Origin of the sequence: Streptomyces hyaluromycini (assembly GCF_002217755.1) — a bacterium.
Taxonomy (GTDB): domain Bacteria; phylum Actinomycetota; class Actinomycetes; order Streptomycetales; family Streptomycetaceae; genus Streptomyces; species Streptomyces hyaluromycini.
On record NZ_BCFL01000028.1, the window covers coordinates 185374 to 210113 of the forward strand.

Below are 24740 nucleotides of genomic sequence, written 5' to 3' on the forward strand. Positions count from 1 at the left end.
CGGCAGCCAAGGACTTCAGCTCGGCGCCGAAGGCGAATGAGGCGCTGACGTAGGGCTGCTCCCGGCCTACATCGCCTCTGGCGCCATGTTCCCTGCCGGGACGGATCGCGGTCCTGGCCGTCAGCGCGGGCCGGCCTTCGGTACGACCACGACCACGGAGTACTGCGCGAGGTGTTGTACCGCGATGCCTCGCGCCGCACCAGAGCGGACACACACCATGCCCACCCCACAACACCCTCAGCCGGCACGCCGGTCCGGGCATCCGCAGTCGGCCGACACCTCTCCGGCCATCGCCCGGGCCTTCACTCTGCTCAGCAGACGCTGGAACGGCCTGGTCCTCATGGCCCTGGCCAAAGGCCCGGCCGACTTCGCACAGATTCGCGAGCGCGTCCCCGGCATCAGCGACCGCATGCTCGCCCGGCGCCTCCAGGAACTGACCGCGATCGGCCTGGTCGCCCAGGACGTCCGGCCCATGCCGTCATCGCGAACCCGTTACGCGCTCTCCGCCCACGGCAAGGCCTTCCTCATCCCCCTGGCCGTTTTGTTCTTGTGGGCGGAGGATCACCTCCCGGCGAGCAGCTCGTCGGCGTCGGATCAACCGGCACCGCCAGGCCACTGACCCCCTGTCCGCCCCGGCAGGGGGCTGGAGCTGGGCACATGCCTCCGGCGGGGATCGACCGACACCGGGATGGAGGGGAGCGCCGTTCTCGACTGCCGCAGGGCGAGGAACGGCGGTGACTTCGCTGTCGTCGACGGGATCTGACCGAGCACGCGGAAGTAGTGCGCCGGGTTCACCGGCGCACCCCCGTCGACGTGCACGAAGATCAGCTTCGGGGGCCCGACGCCACCGCCCCGGGGAGGGCCCGGAACACCTCTGTGCAGCCGGCCTCCGGCTCCGTCATGACTTTCCTGCCTCGCCGCCACCGCTGCGTCCCTTTCCGGGATGCGAGCGGGAGTCACGGCTCGCGACGATCGCAGCGCCGCGCGATGCACTTCCGCGTCGTCGGCCGTGCGAGGCGCGTCCCAGTACTACTGCCCACCATGCCATTTGGAGCATATTGTTACGTTTTGCGACCCTCCGGCCGTCAAGGGGAGGCATGGAGAGCGGACAAGGGAGATGGGTGATCTTGGACGTCTACGAGGCAGTCAGGAGCCGACGAGCGGTACGTGGATTCACCGACAGGCCCGTCTCGAGGGAGGTACTGGAGCGGGTGCTGTCCGCTGCGGCTTGGGCGCCGTCCGGGTCGAACCTCCAGCCCTGGCGCGTCTACGTGCTGACCGGCCGGCCACTGGGCGAACTCAAGGAGCTCGCCGGCGAGCGCGTGACCGCATGCGACCCCTGGGACGAGCGGGAGTACGAGATGTACCCGCCTGCACTGCAGTCCCCGTACCGCGAGCGCCGATCCGCCTTCGGCGCGGAGCGTTACAGCGCACTGGGCATCGCGCGCGAGGACTGGGAGGCGCGCCAGCGGGCCGCTTCCGCGAACTGGAACTGCTTCGGCGCGCCCGCCGCCCTGTTCTGCTACATCGACCGAGGTCTGGGCCGGCCCCAGTGGTCCGACGTGGGCATGTATCTGCAGACCGTGATGCTGCTGCTCCGCGCCGAAGGCCTGCACAGCTGCCCGCAGATGGCGTGGTCGGTGTATCGCAAGACCGTCGCGGAGGTCCTGTCACCCCCGGACGACCTCATCCTCTTCTGCGGCATGTCGATCGGATTCGAAGACGCCGCAGTGCCCTACACCCGTACAGGCCGAGCACCGCTCGACGAGACGGTCACGTTCGTCGATGACTAGTCGGCACCCGACGGACGTACCGAGAACCTGGCCCCGCACTCCTTCTTCAGCATCGCCGGCACCGATCCCCCGATCGTCCAGTTCACCTCGCTCGGCCGGAAGGACTCCCCGCGCTCGCCCTCCAGAGCGGCAGCCGCTCATGTGGCTTTGGAGTGCCGTTCACACACCACCCTGCACTGGGCCGGACGACCTCGTGGCATCGCCCATCGCGTAGGAACATCCGGAAGACGTTTGCGCGGCGCCGGGCGAGCCGTGTCCGGCGAGAACGGGTGCCGACGCCGCCCTGCGTCATGCGTGGGCTCCCAGCCCTCATATCTCACATATGCGGCATGACCCAGCAGCGGTGCTCCCATCGTGCTCGCGCGCTCATCGGCGTTTGACAGCTTCGCCTTGCTTCCACCATGCTTCCATTAATTCATTAGCACAATGATGATGGAACCGAGGAAGGCGACGTGATCGACTACCGGATCGACCGTGGCAGCGGCGTACCGGCCTATGTGCAGATCGTCGAGCAGACCGAACGGGCGCTCCGGATGGGCTTTCTGAAGGTCGGGGACAAGCTGCCCACGGCCAAGGAGGTGGTGGCGGCGACCGCCATCAACCCCAACACCGTGCTCCGGGCCTACCGCGACCTGGAGCAGGCCGGCCTGGTCGAACTGCGCCGCGGCCTCGGAACCTTCGTGACGCGATCACTCGCCCGACCCGGCGCGGAGGACGACTCGCCGCTGCGCCGGGAGGTCACCGACTGGGTGGCACGCGCGCGGGCCGCGGGCCTGGAGCGGGCCGATGTCCTCGCCATGGTCACCGCGGTCCTGGACGTCTACGACGACGAGCACGCCAGCCGCACCCCGGGCGACCGGCAGCGGAAGAAGGAGGACGCATGACCGAGCCTGACGCGCCGGCCGCGCTGTGCGCCACGGGTCTCGGATTCCGGTACCGAAGGCGGGGCGGCTGGGCCCTGCGGGACTGCGAGTTCACCGTGCCCGGCGGTCGCATCGCCGGCATCGGTGCGGCCGCCCTGGTCCTGGCCGCCGTCATCGCCGCCTACTGCCGCTCGGGCATGCTGGACGCCCTGCGCAGCGGGCTGTTCGACCACTGCGCCACCGGGCCGCTGTACTGCACCCGGTCCGGCACCGGCCAGCTCCTCCTGCTGGAGTGGACCCACTGGACCCGGCTGCTGGTCCCGCCGCACACCTACGTCAGCGCCGGCATCATCCCCAAAGCGCCGATGGGCGAGAAGTGGTCGACCGGCGACTACGGCCTGATCACCGCCTCCGGCCGCCACGACTCCGTGTTCAACTGCCCCTTCCCGTCAGGTTCCCAGCTCAAGGAGTGCATGACGGCGCACGGGTACGTCGTCCGCTTCTACGAAGCCGACCCGGCCGGTGACTACTGGACCTTCCAGTGGACCGACACCGCCGTCCTCGGCGGCCTGGCCGTCCTGCTCACGGTCGTCACCGTGCTGCTCCTGCGCCGCCGCGTCTGACCACGGCGACCGCATCGAGGCACATCCGCCTCACCACGTCATCGCCTTCATTCCGCACCGGGACTCCCCCTCTTCTGCACGGAGGCCGCTTCATCATGCCCGCCGACGCCAAGTCACCGAAGAAACTGCGCAACAACCGCGCCGCACTCACCCATAAGACCGGTTACGCCCTGCGCCGCCCCGGCCGCACCGAGGGCACCGAACACCAGGTACTGCGCTAGGACTTCTACTACCGCACCGAGACCCTCCTGGGCCTGGCACAGCGGCACGGCCTGCACGCGCGGTTCATGGAGGACTGGGAGAAGCGCCCGCACGGCCAGTCGAAGATACGCGTCAGCCACTCGCCCCTGCCCATCGCCTGAGACGGTCCTGATTCCGACATGCCGTCCCCCGAACCTCACAGCGGGCAGTCTCGCCTGACCGCGATAGACGGGCTCCGCCTGGTGGCAGCGGTGATGGTGGCCGCCTACCACTTCCTGGGCACGCCCACCCCGCACTTCTGGGGCAGGGCCGAGCTCCGGGATTCCGCCCCGCTCCTGCACGAGATCAGCCGCTACGGCTGGCTCGGCGTCGAGTTCTTCTTCCTCATCAGCGGATTCGTGATCTGCATGAGCTGCTGGGGGCGGACTCCCGCGCAGTTCGCCGTCTCCCGAGTCTCACGGCTCTTCCCGGCCTACTGGTGCGCGGTCCTCCCGGTCGTCCTGCTCGTCCTGGTCTCGCGGCCGGGCCATCGTCCCGCCGCCACGCGCATCGACCCCCGTACGGTCCTGGGGAACCTGACGATGGCCCCAGGACCGCTGGGGCTCGATCCGGTCGACGGAGTCAGCTGGACGCTCTGGGTGGAGGCGCGTTTCTACCTGCTGATGGCCGCGTTGCTGGTCTTCGGCCTGTCCTACCGGAGGGTGGTGGCCTTCTGCGGAGTATGGCTCCTGGCCGGTGTCACCGCCCTTGAACTCCGCTCACCGCTGCTCGACGAATTCGTACTGACCCGGTACACCGGCCTCTTCGTCGCCGGGATCGTGCTCTGCCTCATGCACAGGTTCGGACAGAACCTCCTGCTCTGGCTGCTGCTCGGTTTCGCCTGGTGCTACCAACTCACCGTGCTCGAACTGCGGGTGGCCGACCACGCTGCCGTACCCCCTGGCGAGGGCCGGCCTTCCTGGGCCGCCTGCGCGGTCGTACTCACCCTCTGCCTCGGGCTGCTGGCCCTCGCCGGAATCGGCCCGCTCGCCGGACTGCGACGGCGTTGGCCGGTGACCGCCGGGGCGCTCACCTACCCCTTCTACCTCGTCCACCAGAGCCTCGGAATTCCCCTGGCCAAAGGCTTGATCCGGGCGTTCCCGAGGCTGGGGCCACTGCCCTCGATGGCACGTCCGTCCTCTGCATGCTGGGGCTGTCCCTGCTCGTCCACACCCTGGTGGAGCGTGGGCTCGGACGCCTCCTGAGACATCACCTGACGCTCGACATACGGCTGCGGGACCTCACACCCGCGAAGCCGGCTCTCACCCGCACGCGGTAACCCCGGAACTCCACCGAAGAAAGGGCTCCCATGCTCTTCAGCACTCGTACAAGACGATCACGCATACTCATCGCCGTCGCGACAGCGGCGGCCGCCGTCCTGGCCGTCGCCGTGACTCTGGCCCTGACGGTCACCACCTACGATCACACCTCGCCACGCGCCGCCCGCGCCAAGGCAACGGGATCGGTGGCCGGGCCCGTCGACTGCCGCAGGGCGAAGTGCGTGGCCCTCAGCTTCGACGGCGGCCCCAGCCCGACGACTCCCAGGCTGCTGGACATCCTCAAGCAGCGGGGTCTGCACGCCACGTTCTTCGTGCAGGGCAAGGGCCACATATCGAAGTACCCCGACATCCTGCGTCGCATCGCGGAAGAGGGGAACGAAATCGGCAATCACACCTGGAACCACAAGAGGTTGACGGACCTCGACGAGGACGACGCCCGTCAGGAACTGGCCCGGACGCAGAACGCCATCGAGAGGATCACCGGTACCAAGCCCGTCCTGATGCGTCCGCCGGAGGGCCGCACCAACCGCAAAGTGGCCAAGGTCTGCCGGAACCTGGGGCTGGCGCAGGTGCTGTGGAGCGTCACCGCCAAGGACTACGAGACGACCGACTCGGCCCTGATCACCGAGCGGGTGCTCGACCAGACCCACCGCGACGGCATCATCCTGCTGCACGACCTGCACAAGGGGACCGTGCCCGCCGTCCCGGGGATCCTCAAGGCGCTGAAGCAGCGCGGCTACACCATCGTCACGGTGTCCCAGCTCCTCGCCCCCGCCAAGCCACAGCCGGGGATGGTCTACCGGCCCTGAACGACCGCGACGGACACACGCTGTCGCGCGTCGCATCGCGACGCCTCGGTCAGGGGGGCGGGACCGCTGGCGAACATCGCGAAGCACATCCCTTGCCGGCACCCGAAAATCACGGCGCAAAGGCCGCATCCGCACACGAGTGAAGCCACCTCGAAGGTGAGCCCGGCGTAGCCGGCTGCTGTCGCGAGGCACCTGGCGTCGCCGTCGGAGCCGGCCGGCCCGGATGTCCGGTTACGGCCGAGAGGAATCGTCACGGTCCACCGGCTGTTGTCGGACGCAACAGTCTCTGCATCGACCTCAAGGAGCCCGTGCGTGTACGCCGACGAAGGTACAGTCCGCAAGATCCTCACCGAGCTCGGCGACACCTGGGCGGTCGTCGGCCTGTCGACGAACCAGCAGCGTCCGGCATACGGCGTCGCCGCGGTGCTCCAGCGCTTCGGCAAGCGCATCGTGCCGGTGCACCCGAAGGCGGAGACGGTCCACGGCGAGGTGGGGTACCCCTCGCTTGACGCGATCCCCTTCGAAATCGATGTTGTCGACGTTTTCGTCAACAGTGGCCTCGCCGGCGCCGTCGCCGACGAGGCGGTCTCCATCGGAGCCAAGGCCGTCTGGTTCCAGCTCGGCGTGATCGACGAGGCCGCGTACCAGCGCACCCGTGACGCCGGCCTCGCCATGGTCATGGACCGCTGCCCGGCCATCGAGATCCCACTGCTCGGCTGACCAGCCCAGCTCACTGACCCACCTCCACACACGACGGAACCGCGCCTGTGGACACCGGACAAGGCGGCATACGAGCGGGCGCGGGCCGCGGGTCTTGACATGATCACGGACCGCTGCCCGGCCATCGAAATCCCCCACCCGGGCCAGGACCTGAGACAGATTTGAGGAAAATCTGAGCTTGCCTGTCTCACCCTCTTCTCACATATCGCCACTGAATACGGACATTCCGTAACCCGTGCTGACCAGTGCAAAAGCTTTGACCAAGACAAGAAAGATCGAGGGTCAAATCTTCGGAAACACTCTTCACCGCTTGCGGCATGCGCCCTTAAGTTGTGCCGTCTTGCTCGTTAAATCTGCGTTCAGAAACTGAGAGGCCACTTGACATGGTGAGTGTCGAGAATGCCGCGACGGAGGACATCACACCTTCGGGCGGTCTGAGGCGGGACGTCGGGCTCATCGGCCTGATGTGGGCCTCTGTGGGCTCGATCATCGGCTCCGGATGGCTGTACGGCGCCGAGAAGGCGGTCGGCGTGGCCGGCCCCGCGGCGATCATCTCGTGGGTGATCGGCGCGATCGCGATCGTGCTCCTGGCACTGGTGCACGCCGAACTCGGCGGCATGTTCCCGGTGGCCGGCGGTACGGCCCGCTACCCGCACTACGCGTTCGGCGGCCTGGCCGGCATGTCCTTCGGCTGGTTCTCCTGGCTGCAGGCCGCGACCGTGGCCCCGATCGAGGTCGAGGCCATGATCGGTTACGCCGGTCACTGGAAGTGGGCCCAGCACCTCCAGCACGCCGACGGCACCCTGACCGCGAGCGGCCTGCTGGTGGCCGTCGTGCTCATGGCCCTGTTCGTCGGCGTCAACTTCTTCGGCGTCCGGGTGCTCGCGCACACCAACAGCGCCGCGACCTGGTGGAAGATCGCCGTGCCGCTGGCCGCGATCTTCATCATCGCGATCGGCAACTTCCACCCGGGCAACTTCCACTCGGAGGGCTTCGCACCCTTCGGCGCCAAGGGTGTCCTGACCGCGATCAGCACCAGCGGCATCATCTTCGCGCTGCTCGGCTTCGAGCAGGCCATCCAGCTGGCCGGCGAGAGCCGCAACCCGAAGAAGGACCTGCCGCGCGCCACGCTCGGCTCGGTCGCGATCGGCGCCGTCATCTACGTCCTGCTCCAGGTCGTGTTCATCGCCGCGCTGCCGCACAGCACCTTCGCGCACGGCTGGGGCCACCTGCACTACAAGGGCATCGAAGGCCCGTGGGCGGGCCTCGCCACCCTGGTGGGCCTCGGCTGGCTGGCCTGGGTCCTCTACCTGGACGCGATCATCTCCCCCGGCGGCACCGGCCTGATCTACACCACCGCCACCTCCCGCGTCTCCTACGGTCTGGCGAAGAACGGCTACGCGCCGAAAATCTTCACCCGGACCGACTCCCGCGGTGTGCCGTGGTTCGGTCTCATCATGTCCTTCGTGACCGGCGTGGTCTGCTTCCTGCCGTTCCCGAGCTGGCAGCAGCTGGTCACCTTCATCACCTCGGCGAGCGTGCTGATGTACGCCGGCGCTCCACTGGCGTACGGCGTCTTCGCCGACAAGCTGCCGCAGCACGAGCGCCCGTACCGGCTGCCTCTCGGCAAGCTGGTCTCCCCGCTGTCGTTCGTGGTCGCCAACCTGATCATCTACTGGTCCGGCTGGGGCACCCTGTGGCGGCTCGGCCTCGCGATCATCCTCGGCTACCTGCTCCTCGGCGGCTACGCCTTCTACGCCCACAGCAAGAACCTGCCGGACGCGCCCCGGCTGGACTTCCGGGCCGCGCAGTGGCTGCCGGTCTACCTGATCGGCATGGGCCTGATCTCCTGGCAGGGCAGCTTCGGAGGCCAGAACAACATCGCGCTGTGGTGGGACATCCTGGTCATCGCCGCCTTCTCGATCGGCATCTACTACTGGGCCAAGGCGACCGCTTCCACGGCCGAGGACATCGAGCGCAGCATCGACGAGGTCGTGGTCACGGACGCCCCGGCGCACTGACCTCTCCTCCTCACCTGTGTCCCGTCAGCCACGGCGGCAGTGCCGTGGCTGACGGGACACCGTCATAATGCGGGGGTGACTCACCCCTCCCCCCACACCAACTCCCCCTCCGAAGAACGCCGTACGGTCGTCGTCGTGGGCGCCGGGCCCGCCGGGCTGACCGTCGGCAACATCCTGCGGGCCGCCGACGTCGACTGTGTGGTCCTGGAGACCGAGAGCAGGCAGTTCATCGAGACGCGGCCACGGGCCGGGGTCATCGAGGAATGGGCGGTGCGCGGGCTTCGACAGCGCGGCCTGGCCGACAATCTGGTGGCCCGGGCCCAGGTGCACAGCGAGTGCGAGTTCCGGTTCGCCGGCGACCGGTTCCGGTTCGACTACCGCGAACTGACGGACCATCACCACTACGTCTATCCGCAGCCGTTGCTGGTGACGGACCTGGTGCGGGAGTACGCCGACGTACGCGGCGGGGACATCAGGTTCGGGGTGCGGGACGTCACCCTGCACGGCCTGGAGACGGACCGGCCCGCCGTGTCATACCTCGACCCCGCGACCGGCGAACGGCACTTTCTGCACTGCGAGTTCGTGGCGGGCTGCGACGGGGCGCGCGGGGTGACGCGGGACGCGATACCGGACGGGCGGGTGCGGATCGCCCGGCAGGACTACGGCATAGCGTGGCTGGCCCTGCTCGCCGAGGCGCCGCCGTCCTCGGACTGCGTGCTGTTCGGCGTCCATCCGAACGGTTTCGCCGGGCACATGGCACGCAGCCCCGAGATCACCCGCTACTACCTGCAGTGCCCGCCGGGCGACGATCCGGAGAACTGGTCGCACGACCGGATCTGGGACGAGCTGCGCGAGCGCCTCGGCGCGGCCGGAGCGCCGCCGCTCACCGAGGGACGGCTGATCGAGAAGCGCCTGCTGGACATGCACGACTACGTGGTCGAACCGCTGGTGTACGGCCGCCTCTTCCTCGCCGGTGACGCCGGGCACCTGACCGCGCCGATCGCCGCCAAGGGCATGAACCTCGCCCTGCACGACGCCTTCCTGCTGGGCGACGCGCTCGCCGCGCACGTCACCAAGGGCGACGACACCGGTCTGGAGGGCTACTCCCACGCCTGCCTGCGCCGGGTCTGGGACTACCAGGAGTTCTCGCAGTTCCTGTCCGGCATCTACCACGGCACGGCCTCCGGCGATCCGTTCCTCGCGGGTACCAGCCTGGCCCGGCTGCGCAGGCTGTTCACCTCACGCGCGGCGGCGACGGCCTTCGCCGAGCAGTACCTCGGTGCGGCCACGGCCTACTGAGCACCACGCGGGGACGGCCGCCGGGCGGATGCCGGCGGCCGTCCGGACGAGGCGCTCGCCCTGCCGGCGAAGCTCAGGCGTCTGTTGCGGCAGCGGTCTCGGTCAGCCGGTGGTCCGCCACCTTCAGCGCCTCCTCGACCAGCCGCCGCAGATGACCGTGGCGCAGCGCGTACACCACCCGGCGCCCCTCCTTGCGCGTGCCGACCAGACCCGCGAGCCGCAGCCGGGCCAGATGCTGGCTGACGGCGGGCCGTGCGGCGCCGCACACCTCGGTGAGCGTGCTGACGTCGGCCTCCCCCGTCGTCAGGGCGTGCAGCAGGGTGAGCCGGGTGCGGTCGCCGAGCAGGGCGAGGACCTCGGCTGCCAGCGCGAACTGCTCCTCGCCGGGAGTGCGCGGATGCGCATGATGCGCAGGTGATAGGTGCAAGCGTGCGCTCATACGCACATAATGGCGTCGTGGGCGTCGGATGTCCACGTCCCGCGCACCGGAGAGGGGAGCCGCATGAGCGACCGGCACCACCACGAACACGCCCACACCCCCGACCGGCACGGCGAGCCCGCCCACAGCCATGCCCATGACCACGACGACGGCCAGGGCCACGGCCACCCGCACTCCGAGCCCCACTCCCACCCCGCGTCCGCCGGTCTCCGCCACCGCCTCACCCACCTTCTGACGCCCCACTCCCACGAGACGGCGGACAAGCTCGACCCCGCGCTGGAGTCCTCGGCACGGGGTATGCGGGCGCTCTGGGTCTCGCTGGCCGTGCTCGGCGCCACGGCGCTCGTGCAGGCGGTCGTGGTCGTCCTGTCCGGCTCCGTCGCCCTGCTCGGGGACACGGTGCACAACGCGGCGGACGCGCTGACCGCCGTACCGCTGGGCATCGCCTTCGTGCTCGGGCGCCGCGCGGCGAACCGCCGCTTCACCTACGGCTACGGGCGGGCCGAGGATCTCGCGGGGATCGCGATCGTGCTGACGATCACCGCGTCGGCCGCCTTCGCCGCGTGGACCGCGGTCGACCGGCTGCTGGATCCGCGCCCGGTCACGCACCTCCCGGCGGTCGCGGTGGCCGCGCTGGCCGGGTTCGCCGGGAACGAGTGGGTGGCCCGGTACCGGATCCGGGTGGGCCGGGAGATCGGCTCGGCCGCGCTGGTGGCCGACGGGCTGCACGCCCGTACCGACGGATTCACCTCACTGGCCGTGCTACTGGGGGCCGGCGGCTCGGCCCTCGGCTGGCAACTCGCCGATCCGCTGGTGGGGTTGGCGATCACCGCGGCGATCGTGCTGGTGCTGCGGGACGCGGCGCGCGAGGTGTTCCGGCGGGTGATGGACGCCGTGGACCCGGAGCTGACGGACCGGGCCGAGCGGGCGCTGCACGAGGTGCCCGGGGTGCGTGCGGTGGGTGAGCTGCGGCTGCGGTGGATCGGGCACCGGCTGCGCGCCGAGGTGGCGGTCGTGGTAGACGGCGAGACGACCGTACGGCAGGCCCACGCGATCGCCGTCGGGGCCGAGCACGCGCTGCTGCACGCCGTACCGAGGCTGACGGCGGCCCTGGTGCACGCCGATCCGGCGCCGGCGCCGGGCCAGGCGGACCCGCATCTGGCGCTGGCGCACCACACGCACGCCCACTCCTAGACGCCCAGCCCCTCCAGCACCACCGCGCCCGGCAGCTCGGCGAACGCCTTGCCGGGGACGAGGAGTTTGCCGCGCCGGCGGCCGCTGCCGACCAGGACGTAGGGCAGGTCGACGACGGCCGAGTCCACCAACAGCGGCCAGTCGTGCGGGAGTCCGATCGGGGTGATGCCGCCGTACTCCATGCCGGTCGCGCCGGTCGCGGTGTCCATCGAGGCGAACGAGGCCTTGCGGGCGCCGAGTTGGCGGCGCACCACGCCGTTGACGTCCACCTTGGTCGTGGACGGCACCAGACAGGCCGCCAGGGTGGTCTCGCCGCCGCGCTTGCCCGCCACCACCACGCAGTTGGCCGACCGCTCCAGCAGGTCGCGCCCGTAGTGCTCGACGAAGACCGCGGTGTCCGCCCACTGCGGGTCGGTCTCGACGTAGACGATCCGGTCGGCGGGCACGGCGCCGGTCCAGCGGCGTACGGCGTCGGCCACCGGCGCGGTCAGCTCGTCGAGGCAGTCGGGGGCGGGGACGGCGGTGTCGAAGTCTCCGATGGGTGCGCGCATGTCCGCACGCTAACAGCCCGGCGCGGGAGGCTCAGGGCACGGGCGGAACGGAGACCGTCATCACCATCTCCATCGGCACGTCCCCGGTGTTGCCGTACACATGGGCGGTGTTGGCCTCGAAGGAGGCGCTGGCGCCCGTCGGCACGCGGTACTCGGTCCCGTCGACGGTGAGGGTCAGTTCACCGGCGGTGACATGGACGATCTCCACCGTGCCGGTCGGGTGGGGTTCCGACGGGCTGCTCTCGCCCGGCATGAGGTGCCAGTCCCACATCTCCAGCGGGCCGGGCGCCTCGGTGCCGGCCAGCAGCCGGTTGAAGCTGCCAGCCTCGGTGTGCCACAACCGTACGGCCTTGTCCTCGGGGACGATCTGCACCTTCGGGCCCTGCTCGTAGTCGAGGAGGGTGGTGATGCTGATGCCGAGCGCGTCACCGATCTTGACGACCGTGCCGATGCTCGGGTTGGTGCGGGCCTGCTCGATCTGGATCAGCATGCCGCGGCTGACCCCGGCCCGGGCCGCGAGCACGTCCAGGGTGAAGCCGCGCACCGCCCGCCAGTGCTTGACGTTGCGGGCCAGGGACTGGGTCAGCAGGTCGAGGTCCGACACGTTCCGTCCATCGTGGGGAGCATTGAGGTCCAATATTTTAGATGACACAGTTCATCTTGGTGAACTACGGTGGGGTGTACCTGATGTTCACCGAACTGTACTGCGAGGCGGGTCGTGACAGCATTCTTCGCCCTGACCACCAGTCTCCTGTGGGGGCTGGCCGACTTCGGTGGCGGGCTGCTCACGCGACGCGCCCCGGCGCTCACGGTGGTCGTCGTGTCGCAGGGCCTGGCGGCGGCGGTCCTGGGCGTGATCGTGGTCGCCACCGGCGGCTGGAGCGAGGCCGGGCCGCGGCTGTGGTTCGCGGTGGCGGCGGGTCTGGTCGGGCCGGTCGCGCTGTTCTCCTTCTACAAGGCCCTGGCCCTCGGCCCGATGGGGGTGGTCTCCCCGCTGGCCACGCTGAGCGTCGCCGTCCCGGTCGGGGTCGGACTGTTCCTCGGTGAGCGTCCGGGGCTGCTCCAGGTCGCCGGCATCGCGGTCGCCGTCACCGGAGTCGTCCTGGCCGGCGGCCCGCAACTGCGCGGCGCGCCCGTCCAGCGCCGGACCATCCTGCTCACCCTGGTCGCGGCGGCCGGCTTCGGCACCGTGTTCGCACTGATCACGGAGGCGTCCACCACGGTCACCGGCCTGTTCCTGGCCCTCTTCGTGCAGCGGCTGACCAGTGTCGCGACCGGCGGCGCCGCCCTGTGGCGGTCCGTGCGGCGGGGCGCGCCCGCGTTGCCGGAGGGCGGCTTCGCCCTCGCCGCGCTCCCGGCGCTGGGCTTCGTCGGTCTCGCCGACGTCGCGGCCAACGGCACGTACTCGGTCGCCGCCCAGCACGGCCCGGTCACCGTCGCCGCGGTGCTCGCCTCGCTCTACCCGGTGGTCACCGCGCTCGCGGCCCGCGGCTTCCTCAGCGAACGGCTGCGCGCGATCCAGGCGGCCGGCGCCGGGCTGGCGCTGGTGGGGACGCTGCTGCTGGCCACCGGCTGAACCGACGGCCGGCGACCCGGCCGGGACCCGCTCAGCTCTCGGGCTCCAGTTCGGCGAGCCGGGCCACGTCCTCCTGGTCCAGCTCCGCCAGCGCGCGCAGCTGCTCCGGCGTGGTGCCGGCCGGGATCGGTACCGGCGGGGGCGTGCGCAGCGGCGGCTGCCAGCCGGTCTCGGGCGTCCAGCGGCGTACGACCCGGGCGGGCGCGCCGGCCACCACGGCGTGGTCGGGCACCGTGCCCCGGACCACCGCACCGGCGGCCACCACCACGTTCCGGCCGATCCGCGCACCCGGCAGGATCACCGCGCCGGTGCCGATCCAGCAGCCCGGGCCGATCTCCACGGGCTCCATGCGGGGCCACTGCCTGCCGATGGGCTCGTGCGGGTCGTCGTAGGAGTGGTTGGTGGAGGTGACGTAGACGTAGGGGCCGAAGTAGCAGTCGCTGCCGATGGTGACCGTCGTGTCCGCGATGACGTGGCTGCCGCGGCCGAGGACGACGCCGTCGCCGATGCGCAGGATCGGGTCGGGGCCGAGGTCGAGGTCGGGCATCAGGCCCGCGGTGAGGGTGACCTGTTCGCCGACGATGCAGTGCGAGCCGAGGTGGATCCACGGTTCGCCGAAGACCGTGCCGAGCGGGAAGGCGAGGCGGGTGGCTTCGCCGAGGGCGCCGAAGTGGAAGCGGCCGGGGTGGTCGGCCGTGACGGATCCCGTGCGCTGCGCCCAGGCCCAGGCCGCGTGCACTGCGCGTTGGGCGAGGCGGCGGCGCCAGGACGAGAACGTGTTCTTGGGCTTCGGCACGCAGTCACGCTACTCAGCGGGCGCCGACTTACAGAGGGTGGGCTGCTGTGATCTTCGCCCCAAGCGGTGGCGTAGGTTTCCGGGGAATCGACGACGACGGGAGACGGTGATGACGCAGCAGGCGCTGATCGTGGGGATCGGGGGGCGTGAGCCGAAGGTCGAGGCCGACGTGTTCGTGGCGCCGACGGCCTCGGTGATCGGGGACGTGACGCTGAAGGCCGGGGCCAGTGTCTGGTACGGCGCGGTGGTGCGGGGGGACGTGGAGAAGATCACCGTGGGAGCGCGGGCGAACGTCCAGGACAATGTGACATTGCACGCGGATCCGGGGTTCCCCGTGACCGTCGGGGAGCGGGTGTCCATCGGTCACAACGCGGTGGTGCACGGGGCGACCGTGGAGGACGACTGCCTGATCGGGATGGGGGCGACCGTGCTGAACGGGGCCGTGATCGGGGCGGGGTCGCTGGTGGCCGCGCAGGCGTTGGTGCCGCAGGGGATGGTGGTGCCGCCGGGGTCGTTGGTGGCGGGGGTGCCGGCGAAGGTGCGGCGCGAGCTTAGCCGTGAGGAGCGGGAGGGGGTGACCCTCAACGGGACCTTGTATGCGGAGTTGGCCAAGGCGCATCGCGGGGTGCATGAGCAGGACTCATAACGGGTGCGGCGCGGTGGGGGCTTGTCGCGCAGTTCCCCGCGCCCCTAAGGGGCGCTTCAGTCGCCGGCGCTCACAGGTTCCGCTTCCTTCTGAGTGAGCTGGACCTTCTTCGCCTTGCGGCGGACGATCAGCATCGACGCCAGGCCGAAGAGGACCGCCGCCGCCAGGCCCACGTAGGAGAACCGCTTCAGCCAGTCCTCCGCGACGATGCCGACGTAGTAGACGACCGCCGTGGTGCCGCCCGCCCAGCAGATGCCGCCGAGGAGGTTGGCGATCAGGAACTTCCAGTAGGGCATCTGGAGGACGCCGGCCAGCGGGCCCGCGAAGATGCGGAGCAGGGCGATGAAGCGGCCGACGAAGACCGCCCACATGCCCCACTTCTCGAAGGAGCGCTCGGCGGTGGCGACGTGGCCCTCGCTGAAATGGCTCGGGAACTTCCTGCCCAGCCAGGCCAGCAGGGGGCGGCCGCCCTTGCGGCCGATCGCGTAGCCGATCGAGTCGCCGATCACCGCGCCCGCGGTCGCGCAGGCGCCGAGGACGAACGGGTTGACGCCCGAGTGCTGGGAGGAGAGCAGCGCTGCGGAGACCAGGACGATCTCGCCCGGCAGCGGGATGCCCAGGCTCTCCACCCCGATGACCAGCGCCACCACGGCGTAGACGGCGACCGCCGGTACCGAGTCGAGCCATTCCTGGACGTGCACGGCCGGATCCTCCCCTGTCGTGTGCTCCTTCCCCAGGAAGGCTACCGGGTCGGCCGGGTACCACCGCGCCCGTGGCACCGGCCCGCCCTCCCGCCTTCGGTTATCGGACATCCAGGTGTCATACGGGCGGGGAAGGCTCCCGGCGTCTCCGCTCACCGGCGGCTCCCCACCGCCGGCCCGCCGTGGAAGGACAACGTCCCCGTGTCCTCACTGTCGTCACTGTCCTCGTCCTGCTCCGACGCCCCTGTGCGCCCGCTACCGGCGCCCTCGATGGCAGGCCGTCCGCTCCGGCTCGCCCTGTGCCTGTCCCCGCTGCTCATCGCCGCGGTCTGGGGGCTGACCAACCAGTCACTGCTGTACGAGGGCGTCACCCGGCTCGCCCGCGCCGAACCGGTGTGGCTGCTGGCCGCGGGCGGTTTCACCTGCCTGACCTGGGTGGTGGCCTCCTGCATGCGGCAGGGCGCCGTGCCCGACCGGCTGCCGCCGGGGCTGCTGCTGGCCTCGCAGTTCGCCGCCGGCGCCGCCAACCACGCCCTGCCCGCCGGACTGGGCGCACACGCCGTCACCGTCCGCTTCCTGCGCACCCGCGGCGTTCCCCTGGAGCGGGCCACCTCCTCCATCGCGCTGTACTCGGTGGCCAAGTCGGGCGCGAAGACGGTCGTGCTGATCGTGTTCCTGCTCTCCTCGTCCGCCTGGCGGCGGCTGGGCGAGCTGGTCCCGGACGGCGTGGTGCTGATCCCGGTCGCCGCGGTGCTCACCCTGGTGGGCGTGGCGACGGCCGTCGTACGACCGCTGCGGCGGCCGGTCACCGGGCTGGTGCGCTCCGCGCTCACCGACGCCCGGACGGTGCACGCGCAACCCTCCCGGGTGCTGGCCCTGTGGGGCGGGGCCACCGCGATGCCGCTGGTGCAGGCGTGCGTGCTGGCCTGCACCGGGGAGGCGCTCGGGCTCGGGCTGTCGTGGGGCACCGTGATCTTCGCGTACCTGGCTGCGGGCACCGCGGGGGGTGCCGTACCGGTACCCGGCGGGGTCGCGGTGGACGCGGCGCTGGTGATCACGCTGGTCGCGTTCGGCTCCCCGGTGGCGGTGGCCACCGCCACCGTGATCGGCTACCGCGTCCTGACCGACTGGATACCGCTGCTGCCGGGCGCCCTGGTGCTGTCGGCGATGATCCGCGCGAAGGTGCTGTGAGACGAGGCGTCAGTCGCGTCGGGCGACGATGCGGTAGGCGTTGGAGACGCGGAGGCGGTGCGAGAACGGCCGTACGGCGAAGCGGTCCAGGAGGGTGCCGGCGATCAGCGCCGGGATGCCCGCGAGGAGCAGGGCGGCGCGGAGCGTCTTGCGGAGCGTGCCGGGCGGTGTCGGCAGCCAGGGGGCGTCCTCGCGCGGGGCGGTGTGGTCCAGGGCGAGCCAGACGGCGGCCAGCAGGTCGACCGGGTCGTGGGCCTCGGCGTGCTGTTCGGCGACGACCGTGAAGCCCAGCTCGGTGAGGCGTGCGCGCAGGTTGGCGACCGGGATGAAGTGCAGGTGCTGCGGCTGGAGCCAGGGCAGCCACCAGCGGCCAAGGAGGCGGGCGTAGCGGCTCTCGGGGTCGGGGACCTCGATGAGGAGGTGGCCGCCGGGGCGTACCGTCTCGTGGGCGGCGCGCAGTTCGCGGTCGGGGTCGGTGCTGTGTTCCAGGTAGTGGAACATGCTGACGACGTCGTAGCGGGCGGCGAGGTCGGGGGCCAGGTCGGGGAAGGCGCCGCGGTAGGCGCGCTCCACGCGGCCCTCGCGGGCGGCGAGTTCGACGCCGTCGGTGAAGTCGAGGCCGTCGAAGGCGGTGCCGGGCAATACCTCGCGGGCGGCCTCGCAGAAGTGGCCGTGGCCGGTGCCGACGTCGAGCCAGTTCTTGGGGGTCGGGTCGTGCGGGACCATGGCCTGGGCGCGGCCCTGGTACATCTTGGTCCGGCCGCCGAAGGTGCCGCTCATCTTCTGCTCGCCGAGGCCGTCGTAGAAGTCGCGGTAGTAGAACTCCAGGCCGGTGTCGTTCAGGCGCGGGTTCTGGAAGGTGTGTCCGCACTCCTCGCAGCGGTCGAGCACGAAGGCGCCGGGCTTGTGCTGAAGCAGGTCGGTGGTGCGCAGCCGGGTGGTCAGCCGGCCGGAGCCGCACCAGGGACAGGTGGTCCGCGGGGGTTCGAAGAAGCGGTCGGTGCCCTCGGCGAGGTCCCGCCGGTAGGCGGAGCGCAGTGCCTCGATCTCAGTCTGCTTGCTCATCGGCTCTCCTTGCGTGCGGGTCGGCTGCGAGGCGTTCCAGGTGGGTTGCGGCGGCCGGCGCGCCGCCGGCCGCGCGGAACGCGGTGCGGATCCGGGCCGCCGCCGTGCGCGGGCCGGGTTCGTACAGGACGGTGTCGAGGGCCTCGCCCAGCCGCGGGGCGGTGACCCGGCCGAACCTGACCCGGACGCCCGCGCCGGCGTCGACGACCTGCCCGGCGATCACCGGCTGGTCGTCACGGATGGGGGCGACGACCAGCGGGACGCCGTGCCACAGGGACTCGCACACCGTGTTGTGTCCGGCGTGGCAGACGACCGCGTCGACCCTTTCCAGGAGCGGGAGTTGGGGCAGCGAGGGCAGGATCAGCAGGTCCTTGTCGTCGGCCGCCGGGGGCAGGGTGGAGCCGGGGTCGGCCACCAACGCCTGCACGCGGTGGGCCCGTTCGCGTACGGCGGCCACGCACTCGGCGAGGAACCGCCCGCCCACGTCCGCGTTGGCGGTGCCGAGGGAGACGAGGACCCGCTCGCGGCTCGGGTCCAGCCACTCCCAGGGAAAGCCGTCGGCGACCGGCCGCTCGGAGATCGACGGGCCCACGTAGCGGACCGCCGGCCGGTCGGTGGGGCCCGCCAGTTCGGGTGTGGTGAAGGCCAGGGTGAGATACGGCGAGAAGCGCGGGTCGGCGGTGCCCGCCGGGTCGCCGATGCGCTCCCGCAGTTCCGTGAGCCGGTCCCGGAGCCACTCGGCGACCTTGGGGATGCCGTCGTAGGCGCCGCCGAACTCGGCCGAGGTGGTCGCGGAGGTGGCCCAGGGCAGACCGAGCCGCTCGGCCACCAGGGCCCCGGCGAAGGCCTGTTGGTCGGCGACCACCACATCGGGGCGGAAGTCGTCGACGGCCGCCCGTACGCCGGGCGCCATGGCGTCCGCCAGGGGCACCAGGAACCACTCCCAGAGGAACTTCAGCGCCTCCGCGCCGCGCAGGTCGGCGGGCCGCTCCCCCTCGGCCGTCCCCGCGCACGGGAACACCCGCGCCTGCGGCCCCGCCAGCCGGCGCAGCAGCCCGGCGTCCGCACAGACCCAGGCCACCCGGTGCCCGCGCGCGGCGAGTTCGGCCGCGACGCCGACGGCCGGGTTGATGTGCCCGACCAGGGGCGGTACGACGAACAGGAATCCGCTCACCGGACCCCGGCCGCCCGCGCCCCGCCGACCGAGTGGATCAGCTCCAGGATGTGTCCGCCGACCGTGCCGGCCGCCTCGACCAGCACGGAGTGCTCGTGCCCCGGCAGCACCACCGACCGGTAGTCCGCCAGCAGGGCCTCCTTCAGCGGGACCACCCCGACCAGGTCGGAGTCACCGCCGTACACCCCGAGGACCGGGCAGCGTACGGCGCTGATCTGGTCCTCGGTCAGGACCCGGCTGGCCGGGATGTCCCGGCCGAGGCTGGTCTCGCGGGCGAGGCGGGCCGCGCCCTTGGCCAGGCGGGCGGTGTTGTGGCTGCGGTTGGCGGTGATCCAGGCGATCGCGTCCGACTCGTTGTGGGCGAGTTCGGTGACGACCCGGTGCAGGATGCCGCCGAGTTTCGCCGCCCAGGCGGCGGTCGCCGGTTCGGACTCGATGAGGGTCAGGCTGGCCGTGCGCTCGGGGTGCCGGGCCGCGTAGCCGAAGGCGATGGTGCCGCCGTAGGAGTTGCCGACGAGGTGGACCGGGCCGGTGACCGACAGCCGGTCGAGGAGGGCCTCCAGGTCGTCGATGTTGTGGTCGAGGGTGTAGCCGCCGGCGGGGCGGCCGCTGCGGCCGTGGCCGCGCAGGTCGTACATGACCACGTCGAGGCCGGAGGCCGCGAAGGCGGGGGCCACGGTGAAGTAGTAGCTGGCGAGGCTGTCGGTGAGCAGCCCGTGGACGAGGACCACGGTGGCGACCGGGATCCGGTCCTCCCCCGGGCCCATTCTCTGCACGTGCAGCGAGACGTCTCCGGTGTCGATGATCGCCATGGCTCAGCCCGCCTCCGTGGCCTTCAGGCTCCACACGACGTACTCGACGAGCCGGCCGACGGTCAGCTCGATGATCTCGTCGAACTCCATCCCGGCCAGGAACTCCGCGAAGTTGACCCGCTTCCCGTACCGCTCCTCCAGCAGTCCGGCCAGGGTGACCAGGTCGATGCTCTCCAGCTCCAGGTCGCGGTTGAAGGTGGTGCTCATGCCGATCTCGGCGTCGTCGTCGCCGTACTCCTCCAGGAGGGTACGGAGCATCCGCGCGAGGTCGGCGAGCACCGCCTCCTCGTCGGCACGGATCTCGGGCTCGGTGGGATTCATCGCGGGTCCTCCTCGGGGTCTGCTGCTGCCGGTCCGGTCGTCCAGGCCACGACGTAGTCGCGGTCCGGCAGTGCGGGGGGATTGCGGACCGGCGCGCAGTGCACCGGGTAGGCGCGTTCCAGCCGGCCGGAGACCAGCAGCCGGCTGCCGTCCGGGGCCGCCTCCAGAACGGTGAAGTCCCGTGGCCGGCCGTCGAATCCGGTGCCCTCCGCCTTGGCGACGGCCTCCTTGGCCGCCCAGAACCGGGTGAACCACAGGGACCGGGAGCCGTCTGGGCCGTCTTCGGAGAGGGCGTGCAGCAGCCGGAGTTCGTCCGCGCCGAGCGCGGCCTGCAGGGTGGCCGGGTCGCGGTCGGCGACCTCTTCGAGGTCGATGCCCGGCCCGGGTCCGGGGGTGTGCGGGCGTACGATCGCCACCGCCGCCTCCGCCCGGTGGGCGAGGGAGACGTCCAGCGCGGGCAGCGTGCGGCCGTGCACGCCGACCACGTAGGGGCGGCCCAACGCGTCGTTGTGGACCCGGAGTTCGGCCGGGAAGACCGGCCCCTCGCCGTGCTGCCAGAGCCACTGGCGTACCGCGTCCTTGGCGGCGATCCGGCCCAGCAGCCACTGCCGGCGGCCGCGCGGCGGACGCGCGCCGTACTCCGAACGCTCCGCTCCGCCCAGGGAGTTGCGCATGATCAGCTCCCGGGAGGCCAGGTCCGGCCAGCGTTCGTGGAGCAGGGTCCAGCCGCCGGGCCGGGCCTCGGAGAGGGTGTTGCGCTCCGGGAAGCGCTCGACGGGGCGGGTGTGCGGGTCGTTGTCGAAGCGGCGGTCCTGCCAGCCGTCGATCCGGGCCCAGACCCGGCCGTCGACGGTCAGCTCCACGTCCGCCTCCAGGACGGTGTCGGTGAGCGAAGTGATCCGCACCAGGCAGCCGACCTCGGTGCCGGGGGCGGGATGCGGGCCGTGGAAGCGCATCTCCCGCATCTGCACCGGGAAGACGACGGTCCGCTCGGTGCGGGTGGCCATGATCCAGTAGCCGAGGATCTGGCCGACGTTGTCGAGGAGGGCGCCCGGGGCGGTGGGCGTGGTGATCACGCCGCGGACGTGCCGGTCGCCGATCGCGGTGAGCTCGGTGACGCCCTGGAAGGCCGGGCCGTGGAACATCCAGCGTTCCGAGTACAGCTCGGCAGCGGTGTGGTCGGGGGTGCGTCCGGGGGCCGGGGGGTGCGCGGGGGCGGCGGGGGGTGCGGAGTGGTGGGGGGCGAGTTCGATCACCGCGCGGGCGGTGGGGCCGAAGGTGACCGAGACGCGGCCCGGCCCCTCGGGGGTGACGGTGACCGGGACGTCGACGGGGGGTGTGGCGGTGAGCCAGCGGTCGAAGCGGGCTCCGTGCACGGCGACCGCCCGCAGTCCGGTGGCGTCCTCGGCCGCGTCCATCATGTGCTGGACGATCGTGGTGGCGGGGACCACCGGCCAGCGGTCCTCGGTGTCGGGCCAGTCGGGGCGTTGCGGGAAGAAGCAGTGGTCGAGGAGGTGGGGCATCGCCTCGGGGGACACCTGGATGATGGTGGTGCGGGAGGTGGGGGGCGGCGGTGTCGCGGCGGCGGGGACGGGCGGCGCGGGCCGGGGTGCGGTGGGCTGAGGTGCCGCGGGAGCCGGGATACGGGGCAGGGCACGGGCGGCGGTGGGGGCCGTGGTGCTGCCGGACGGGGTGCGGATCGCGGTGAGGACGGCCGCTGCCGTGTCGGCGGTCTCCCGGAGCAGTGCGTCGAGTTCGGCGGCGGCCGGGATGCGGGTGGCGAGGTCGTCCAGTGGGGACGGTCCGGCGGACGTCCGCCGACTGCCCAGCGCCGCGCGGAGTTCAAGCAGTTCCGGGCCGTCCAGGGACACCAGTGCGCCGCCCAGGTCGAGCCGGACGGGCGGCCGCTGCCGAGCGGGCGCGGTCGTGCCGCCCGTCCTCGGGACAGCCGGTGCGACGGAGGCGCCGGCCGTCCACAACGCGGTGGCCACGCGCCGGAGTTGGGCCAGGCCGGAGCGGTGCGGGGAGTTGGCGGCGACGGCGAGGTGGTCGCGGTCGCCGAGGGTGTCGCCGATCAGGGAGGCCAGCTGGCCGGGTCCGGTCTGGACGAAGACCCGGTGCCCCGCGGCGTACAGGCCCTCGACCAGCTGCCGGAACCGGACCGGCTCCAGCAGGTGCCGGACGAACAGCTCGCGCACCTCCGCCTCGGCCGCGGGGAAGGGGGCCGCGGTGGTGCCCGACCAGACCGGGACCGTCGGCCGGTGCAGCCGGAAGCGCTCGGCGGCCTCCTTGATCGGGGTCAGGTACGGCTCCAGCATCGGGGTGTGGAACCCGGACCGGAACGGCAGCACCTGGCACAGCACGCCGTCGGCCCGGAAGGCACGGACGAAGTCCGCCACCGCCCGGTCCGGGCCGCAGACCATCGACTGGTTCGGCGCGTTGTCGTGGGAGAGGACGATCCCGGCGTCCGTCCAGTCCTCGTGGAGCACGTCGAGGACCCGGTCGGCGGGGGCGCCGACCGCGGCGAAGGCGAGGCCCGGGACGGTGACCGCGTCGGGGTCGAAGTCGGCCATGAACGCGTCGACCTGGTCCCCCGAGTAGAGCCCGGCGGCCGTCATCGCCGTCCACTCGCCGACGCTGTGCCCGGCGACCGCGTCCGGCACCACGCCCATCCGGCGCAGCGCCGAGTCGAGCAGCCGCCCCACGCCGACGACACCGAACCCATGACGGCCTACGTCCCCGACCCGCACGGCGTCCGTGGCCGGGCCGGTGACGGTGGGGAGGCCGAAATGCGCGGCGATGTCGTCGACGCGGGGAGTGAACTCGCCTTCCAGACCGGGGAAGACGAAGGCCAGCCGGCCGGTGCGCAGCAGTTCGGCGGGCCGGAACCACACGTCGTTGCGGCCCTGCCAGGCGCGGCCCCTGCCGACCGCGCGCCGGGCGAGGGCGAGCCGTTTGGCGGTGGGGTCGACGATGCCCAGACGGACCGGGCCCGCCTGCGGATGGGTCCCCTCGGGGGCGAGACCGGCGGCGAGGACGGCGGAGTCGTCGGCGGCGAGGATCGCGGTCAGCTGCTCGGGTGTGTCGGCGGCGAGCAGGAGGATGCGCTCGGGTTCGGTGACTTCGGTGATGCGGGGTTCGGCGACTTCCGTGCCGCGGGGTTCGGCGCCCCCGGTGCTGCGGCTGACGGCGGCCGCGCGGTTGCCCGGGGCCTCCTCCAGCACCACGTGCGCGTTGATCCCGCCGAACCCGAAGGCGTTCACGCCGGCTCTGCGGACCGGCTGTCCGGGAGCGGTCTCCCAGGGCGCGGCCCGGTCCAGGGTGCGGAAGCGGGTGGCGGCGAGCGCCGGGTGCGGGTCGTCGCAGTGCAGGGTGGGCAGCAGGGTGGCGTGGTGCAGCGCGAGGGCGGCCTTGACCAGCCCGGCCACTCCGGCGGCCGGCATGGTGTGGCCGATCATCGACTTCACCGAACCCAGCACGGCCCGCTCGTCGCTGAGCCCGCTGGGTCCGAACACCTCGGCCAGCGTGGTCAGTTCGGCCGCGTCACCGGCCGGGGTGGCGGTGCCGTGCGCCTCCAGGAGGCCGACCGAGTGCGGTGCGGCGGGGTCGAGTCCTGCGGCCCGCCAGGCCTGGCGTACGGCGTGGGTCTGGCCGCCGGGGTCGGGGTTGACGAGCCCGGCGGTACGGCCGTCGCTGGCCACGCCGGTGCCGCGGATCACGGCGTAGACGCGGTCGCCGTCACGTTCGGCGTCGGCGAGGCGTTTGAGGACGACGACGCCGGTGCCCTCGCCGATGAGGATGCCGTCGGCGTCGCGGTGGAAGGGGCGGATGCGCTCGCTCGGGGAGAGCGCGCGCAGCTGGGAGAAGACGCTCCACAGGGTGATGTCGTGGCAGTGGTGCACTCCCCCGGCGAGCATCAGGTCGCAGCGCCCGGCGGAGAGTTCGGTGACGGCCTGGTCGACTGCGACCAGGGAGGAGGCGCAGGCCGCGTCCACGGTGTAGGCGGGACCGCGCAGGTCGAGGCGGTTGGCGATCCGGGAGGCGGCGAGGTTGGGCACCAGGCCGATCGCGTGCTCCGGGCCGGCGGGGCCGAGCCGCTCGGTGAACGCCTCGCGCACCCGGGCCAGTTGGCCGGGGCTGAGGTCGGGCACCAGCTCGCCGAGGGTACGCACGAGTTGCCCCGCCGTCCGGACCCGCTGGTCGAGCCGGACCAGGCCGGGCGTGAGATAGCCGCCCCGGCCCAGGACCACCCCGATCCGGTGCCGGTCGGGCAGCCGGTCCTCGCCGCCCGCGTCGGCGATCGCGGCGGCGGCCACGTCGAGGGCGATCAGCTGGTCGGGTTCGGTGCCGGACACGGAGTTCGGCATGATCCCGTACCGGGTGACCTCCACCTCGGCCAGCCCGTCCACGAAGCCGCCGCGCCGGCAGTACACCTGATCGGGGACGGCGGGCCCGGTGGCCGAGCCCGGCCGGTAGTAGTCCGGGTCCCAGCGTCCCTCGGGCACCTCGCCGATCGCGTCCACGCCGTCGCGGAGGTTCTCCCAGTACGCGTCGAGCCCTGCGGCGCCGGGCAGCAGCACCGCCATGCCCACGATCGCGACCGGTGTCTGACGGTCGTCGGTCATG

At 71.8% G+C, this 24740-nt stretch carries 23 protein-coding genes and 2 pseudogenes; 15 read left to right on the forward strand and 10 right to left on the reverse strand.

Features of this window, described 5'->3' with window-relative positions; translation table 11 throughout:
• The first annotated feature begins 217 nt into the window (after window positions 1-217).
• The 11 genes and pseudogenes from SSP29_RS38330 to SSP29_RS38385 all read left to right on the forward strand — a co-directional run bounded on the left by SSP29_RS38330 (window position 218) and on the right by SSP29_RS38385 (window position 9648).
• Window positions 218-619, forward strand: coding sequence for a winged helix-turn-helix transcriptional regulator (locus SSP29_RS38330; protein WP_167450098.1), 402 nt, complete (start codon window positions 218-220; stop codon window positions 617-619).
• 508 nt (window positions 620-1127) lie between these two features.
• Window positions 1128-1793: a nitroreductase gene (locus SSP29_RS38335; RefSeq protein ID WP_089105664.1), complete on the forward strand. Its 666-nt coding sequence runs from the start codon at window positions 1128-1130 to the stop codon at window positions 1791-1793.
• A 9-nt stretch (window positions 1794-1802) separates the two neighbouring features.
• Window positions 1803-1910, forward strand: a pseudogene (locus SSP29_RS61620) (flavin reductase family protein); the annotation flags it as partial.
• A 335-nt stretch (window positions 1911-2245) separates the two neighbouring features.
• The gene (locus SSP29_RS38345) at window positions 2246-2677 is read left to right on the forward strand and encodes a GntR family transcriptional regulator (RefSeq protein WP_089105537.1); all 432 of its coding nucleotides are present in this window, start codon (window positions 2246-2248) and stop codon (window positions 2675-2677) included.
• The gene (locus SSP29_RS60425; RefSeq protein ID WP_089105538.1) at window positions 2674-3279 is read left to right on the forward strand and encodes a hypothetical protein; all 606 of its coding nucleotides are present in this window, start codon (window positions 2674-2676) and stop codon (window positions 3277-3279) included. The genes SSP29_RS38345 and SSP29_RS60425 overlap by 4 nt, the downstream gene beginning before the upstream one ends.
• A 185-nt stretch (window positions 3280-3464) precedes the next feature.
• A pseudogene (locus SSP29_RS57115) lies at window positions 3465-3641 on the forward strand (methyltransferase); the annotation flags it as partial.
• A gap of 18 nt (window positions 3642-3659) precedes the next feature.
• Window positions 3660-4724 carry an acyltransferase family protein gene (locus SSP29_RS38360; RefSeq protein WP_150135700.1) on the forward strand — a complete coding sequence of 355 codons (1065 nt, stop codon included), beginning with the start codon at window positions 3660-3662 and terminating at the stop codon, window positions 4722-4724.
• Between the two features lie 104 nt (window positions 4725-4828).
• Window positions 4829-5608, forward strand: a complete 780-nt coding sequence (locus SSP29_RS38365; protein ID WP_089105539.1) for a polysaccharide deacetylase family protein — start codon at window positions 4829-4831, stop codon at window positions 5606-5608.
• A gap of 312 nt (window positions 5609-5920) precedes the next feature.
• Complete coding sequence (locus tag SSP29_RS38370; RefSeq protein WP_089105540.1) at window positions 5921-6328, forward strand: CoA-binding protein; 408 nt, start codon at window positions 5921-5923, stop codon at window positions 6326-6328.
• A 383-nt stretch (window positions 6329-6711) separates the two neighbouring features.
• Window positions 6712-8349: an APC family permease gene (locus tag SSP29_RS38380; RefSeq protein WP_150135702.1), complete on the forward strand. Its 1638-nt coding sequence runs from the start codon at window positions 6712-6714 to the stop codon at window positions 8347-8349.
• Between the two features lie 75 nt (window positions 8350-8424).
• Entirely contained in the window at window positions 8425-9648 is a 1224-nt protein-coding gene (locus SSP29_RS38385; protein WP_089105541.1) for a 4-hydroxybenzoate 3-monooxygenase, read from the forward strand.
• Between the two features lie 73 nt (window positions 9649-9721).
• Here the strand turns inward: SSP29_RS38385 and SSP29_RS38390 are convergent, their stop codons facing one another.
• Window positions 9722-10087, reverse strand: coding sequence for an ArsR/SmtB family transcription factor (locus SSP29_RS38390; RefSeq protein ID WP_167450099.1), 366 nt, complete (start codon window positions 10085-10087; stop codon window positions 9722-9724).
• A 63-nt stretch (window positions 10088-10150) separates the two neighbouring features.
• Here SSP29_RS38390 and SSP29_RS38395 point away from each other — a divergent pair, with 63 nt between their 5' ends.
• The gene (locus SSP29_RS38395) at window positions 10151-11281 is read left to right on the forward strand and encodes a cation diffusion facilitator family transporter (RefSeq protein ID WP_089105543.1); all 1131 of its coding nucleotides are present in this window, start codon (window positions 10151-10153) and stop codon (window positions 11279-11281) included.
• Here the strand turns inward: SSP29_RS38395 and SSP29_RS38400 are convergent.
• Window positions 11278-11832 (reverse strand): YbaK/EbsC family protein, encoded by a 555-nt coding sequence (locus SSP29_RS38400; RefSeq protein WP_089105544.1) that lies wholly within the window; start codon window positions 11830-11832, stop codon window positions 11278-11280. The two genes, SSP29_RS38395 and SSP29_RS38400, sit on opposite strands and share 4 nt — an antisense overlap.
• 31 nt (window positions 11833-11863) lie before the next feature.
• Window positions 11864-12436, reverse strand: a complete 573-nt coding sequence (locus SSP29_RS38405; protein WP_089105545.1) for a helix-turn-helix domain-containing protein — start codon at window positions 12434-12436, stop codon at window positions 11864-11866.
• A gap of 114 nt (window positions 12437-12550) precedes the next feature.
• Here SSP29_RS38405 and SSP29_RS38410 point away from each other — a divergent pair, with 114 nt between their 5' ends.
• On the forward strand, window positions 12551-13408 hold the full coding sequence (locus SSP29_RS38410) for a DMT family transporter (RefSeq protein ID WP_089105546.1): 858 nt from the start codon (window positions 12551-12553) through the stop codon (window positions 13406-13408).
• Window positions 13409-13439: 31 nt separating this feature from the next.
• On the opposite strand, the gene SSP29_RS38415 is transcribed toward SSP29_RS38410, so the two are convergent.
• Complete coding sequence (locus SSP29_RS38415; RefSeq protein WP_089105547.1) at window positions 13440-14204, reverse strand: acyltransferase; 765 nt, start codon at window positions 14202-14204, stop codon at window positions 13440-13442.
• A 109-nt stretch (window positions 14205-14313) separates the two neighbouring features.
• On the opposite strand from SSP29_RS38415, the gene SSP29_RS57125 reads away from it, so the two are divergent.
• Window positions 14314-14850: a gamma carbonic anhydrase family protein gene (locus SSP29_RS57125; protein ID WP_089105548.1), complete on the forward strand. Its 537-nt coding sequence runs from the start codon at window positions 14314-14316 to the stop codon at window positions 14848-14850.
• Between the two features lie 56 nt (window positions 14851-14906).
• Here the strand turns inward: SSP29_RS57125 and SSP29_RS38425 are convergent, their stop codons facing one another.
• Window positions 14907-15551 (reverse strand): DedA family protein, encoded by a 645-nt coding sequence (locus SSP29_RS38425; RefSeq protein WP_089105549.1) that lies wholly within the window; start codon window positions 15549-15551, stop codon window positions 14907-14909.
• Window positions 15552-15821: 270 nt separating this feature from the next.
• Here SSP29_RS38425 and SSP29_RS38430 point away from each other — a divergent pair, with 270 nt between their 5' ends.
• Window positions 15822-16742, forward strand: coding sequence for a lysylphosphatidylglycerol synthase transmembrane domain-containing protein (locus SSP29_RS38430; protein WP_089105666.1), 921 nt, complete (start codon window positions 15822-15824; stop codon window positions 16740-16742).
• A 9-nt stretch (window positions 16743-16751) separates the two neighbouring features.
• Here the strand turns inward: SSP29_RS38430 and SSP29_RS38435 are convergent, their stop codons facing one another.
• From SSP29_RS38435 to SSP29_RS38455, 5 genes are read right to left on the reverse strand one after another with little or no spacing between them, the layout of a single operon-like run.
• Window positions 16752-17807 carry a class I SAM-dependent methyltransferase gene (locus SSP29_RS38435; RefSeq protein WP_150135710.1) on the reverse strand — a complete coding sequence of 352 codons (1056 nt, stop codon included), beginning with the start codon at window positions 17805-17807 and terminating at the stop codon, window positions 16752-16754.
• Complete coding sequence (locus SSP29_RS38440) at window positions 17791-18981, reverse strand: glycosyltransferase (protein WP_089105550.1); 1191 nt, start codon at window positions 18979-18981, stop codon at window positions 17791-17793. The genes SSP29_RS38435 and SSP29_RS38440 overlap by 17 nt, the downstream gene beginning before the upstream one ends.
• Window positions 18978-19793, reverse strand: a complete 816-nt coding sequence (locus SSP29_RS38445) for an alpha/beta fold hydrolase (RefSeq protein WP_089105551.1) — start codon at window positions 19791-19793, stop codon at window positions 18978-18980. The genes SSP29_RS38440 and SSP29_RS38445 overlap by 4 nt, the downstream gene beginning before the upstream one ends.
• A gap of 3 nt (window positions 19794-19796) precedes the next feature.
• Window positions 19797-20114, reverse strand: coding sequence for an acyl carrier protein (locus SSP29_RS38450; protein ID WP_089105552.1), 318 nt, complete (start codon window positions 20112-20114; stop codon window positions 19797-19799).
• Window positions 20111-24739 (reverse strand): type I polyketide synthase, encoded by a 4629-nt coding sequence (locus SSP29_RS38455; protein WP_089105553.1) that lies wholly within the window; start codon window positions 24737-24739, stop codon window positions 20111-20113. The genes SSP29_RS38450 and SSP29_RS38455 overlap by 4 nt, the downstream gene beginning before the upstream one ends.
• Window position 24740 lies beyond the last annotated feature (1 nt).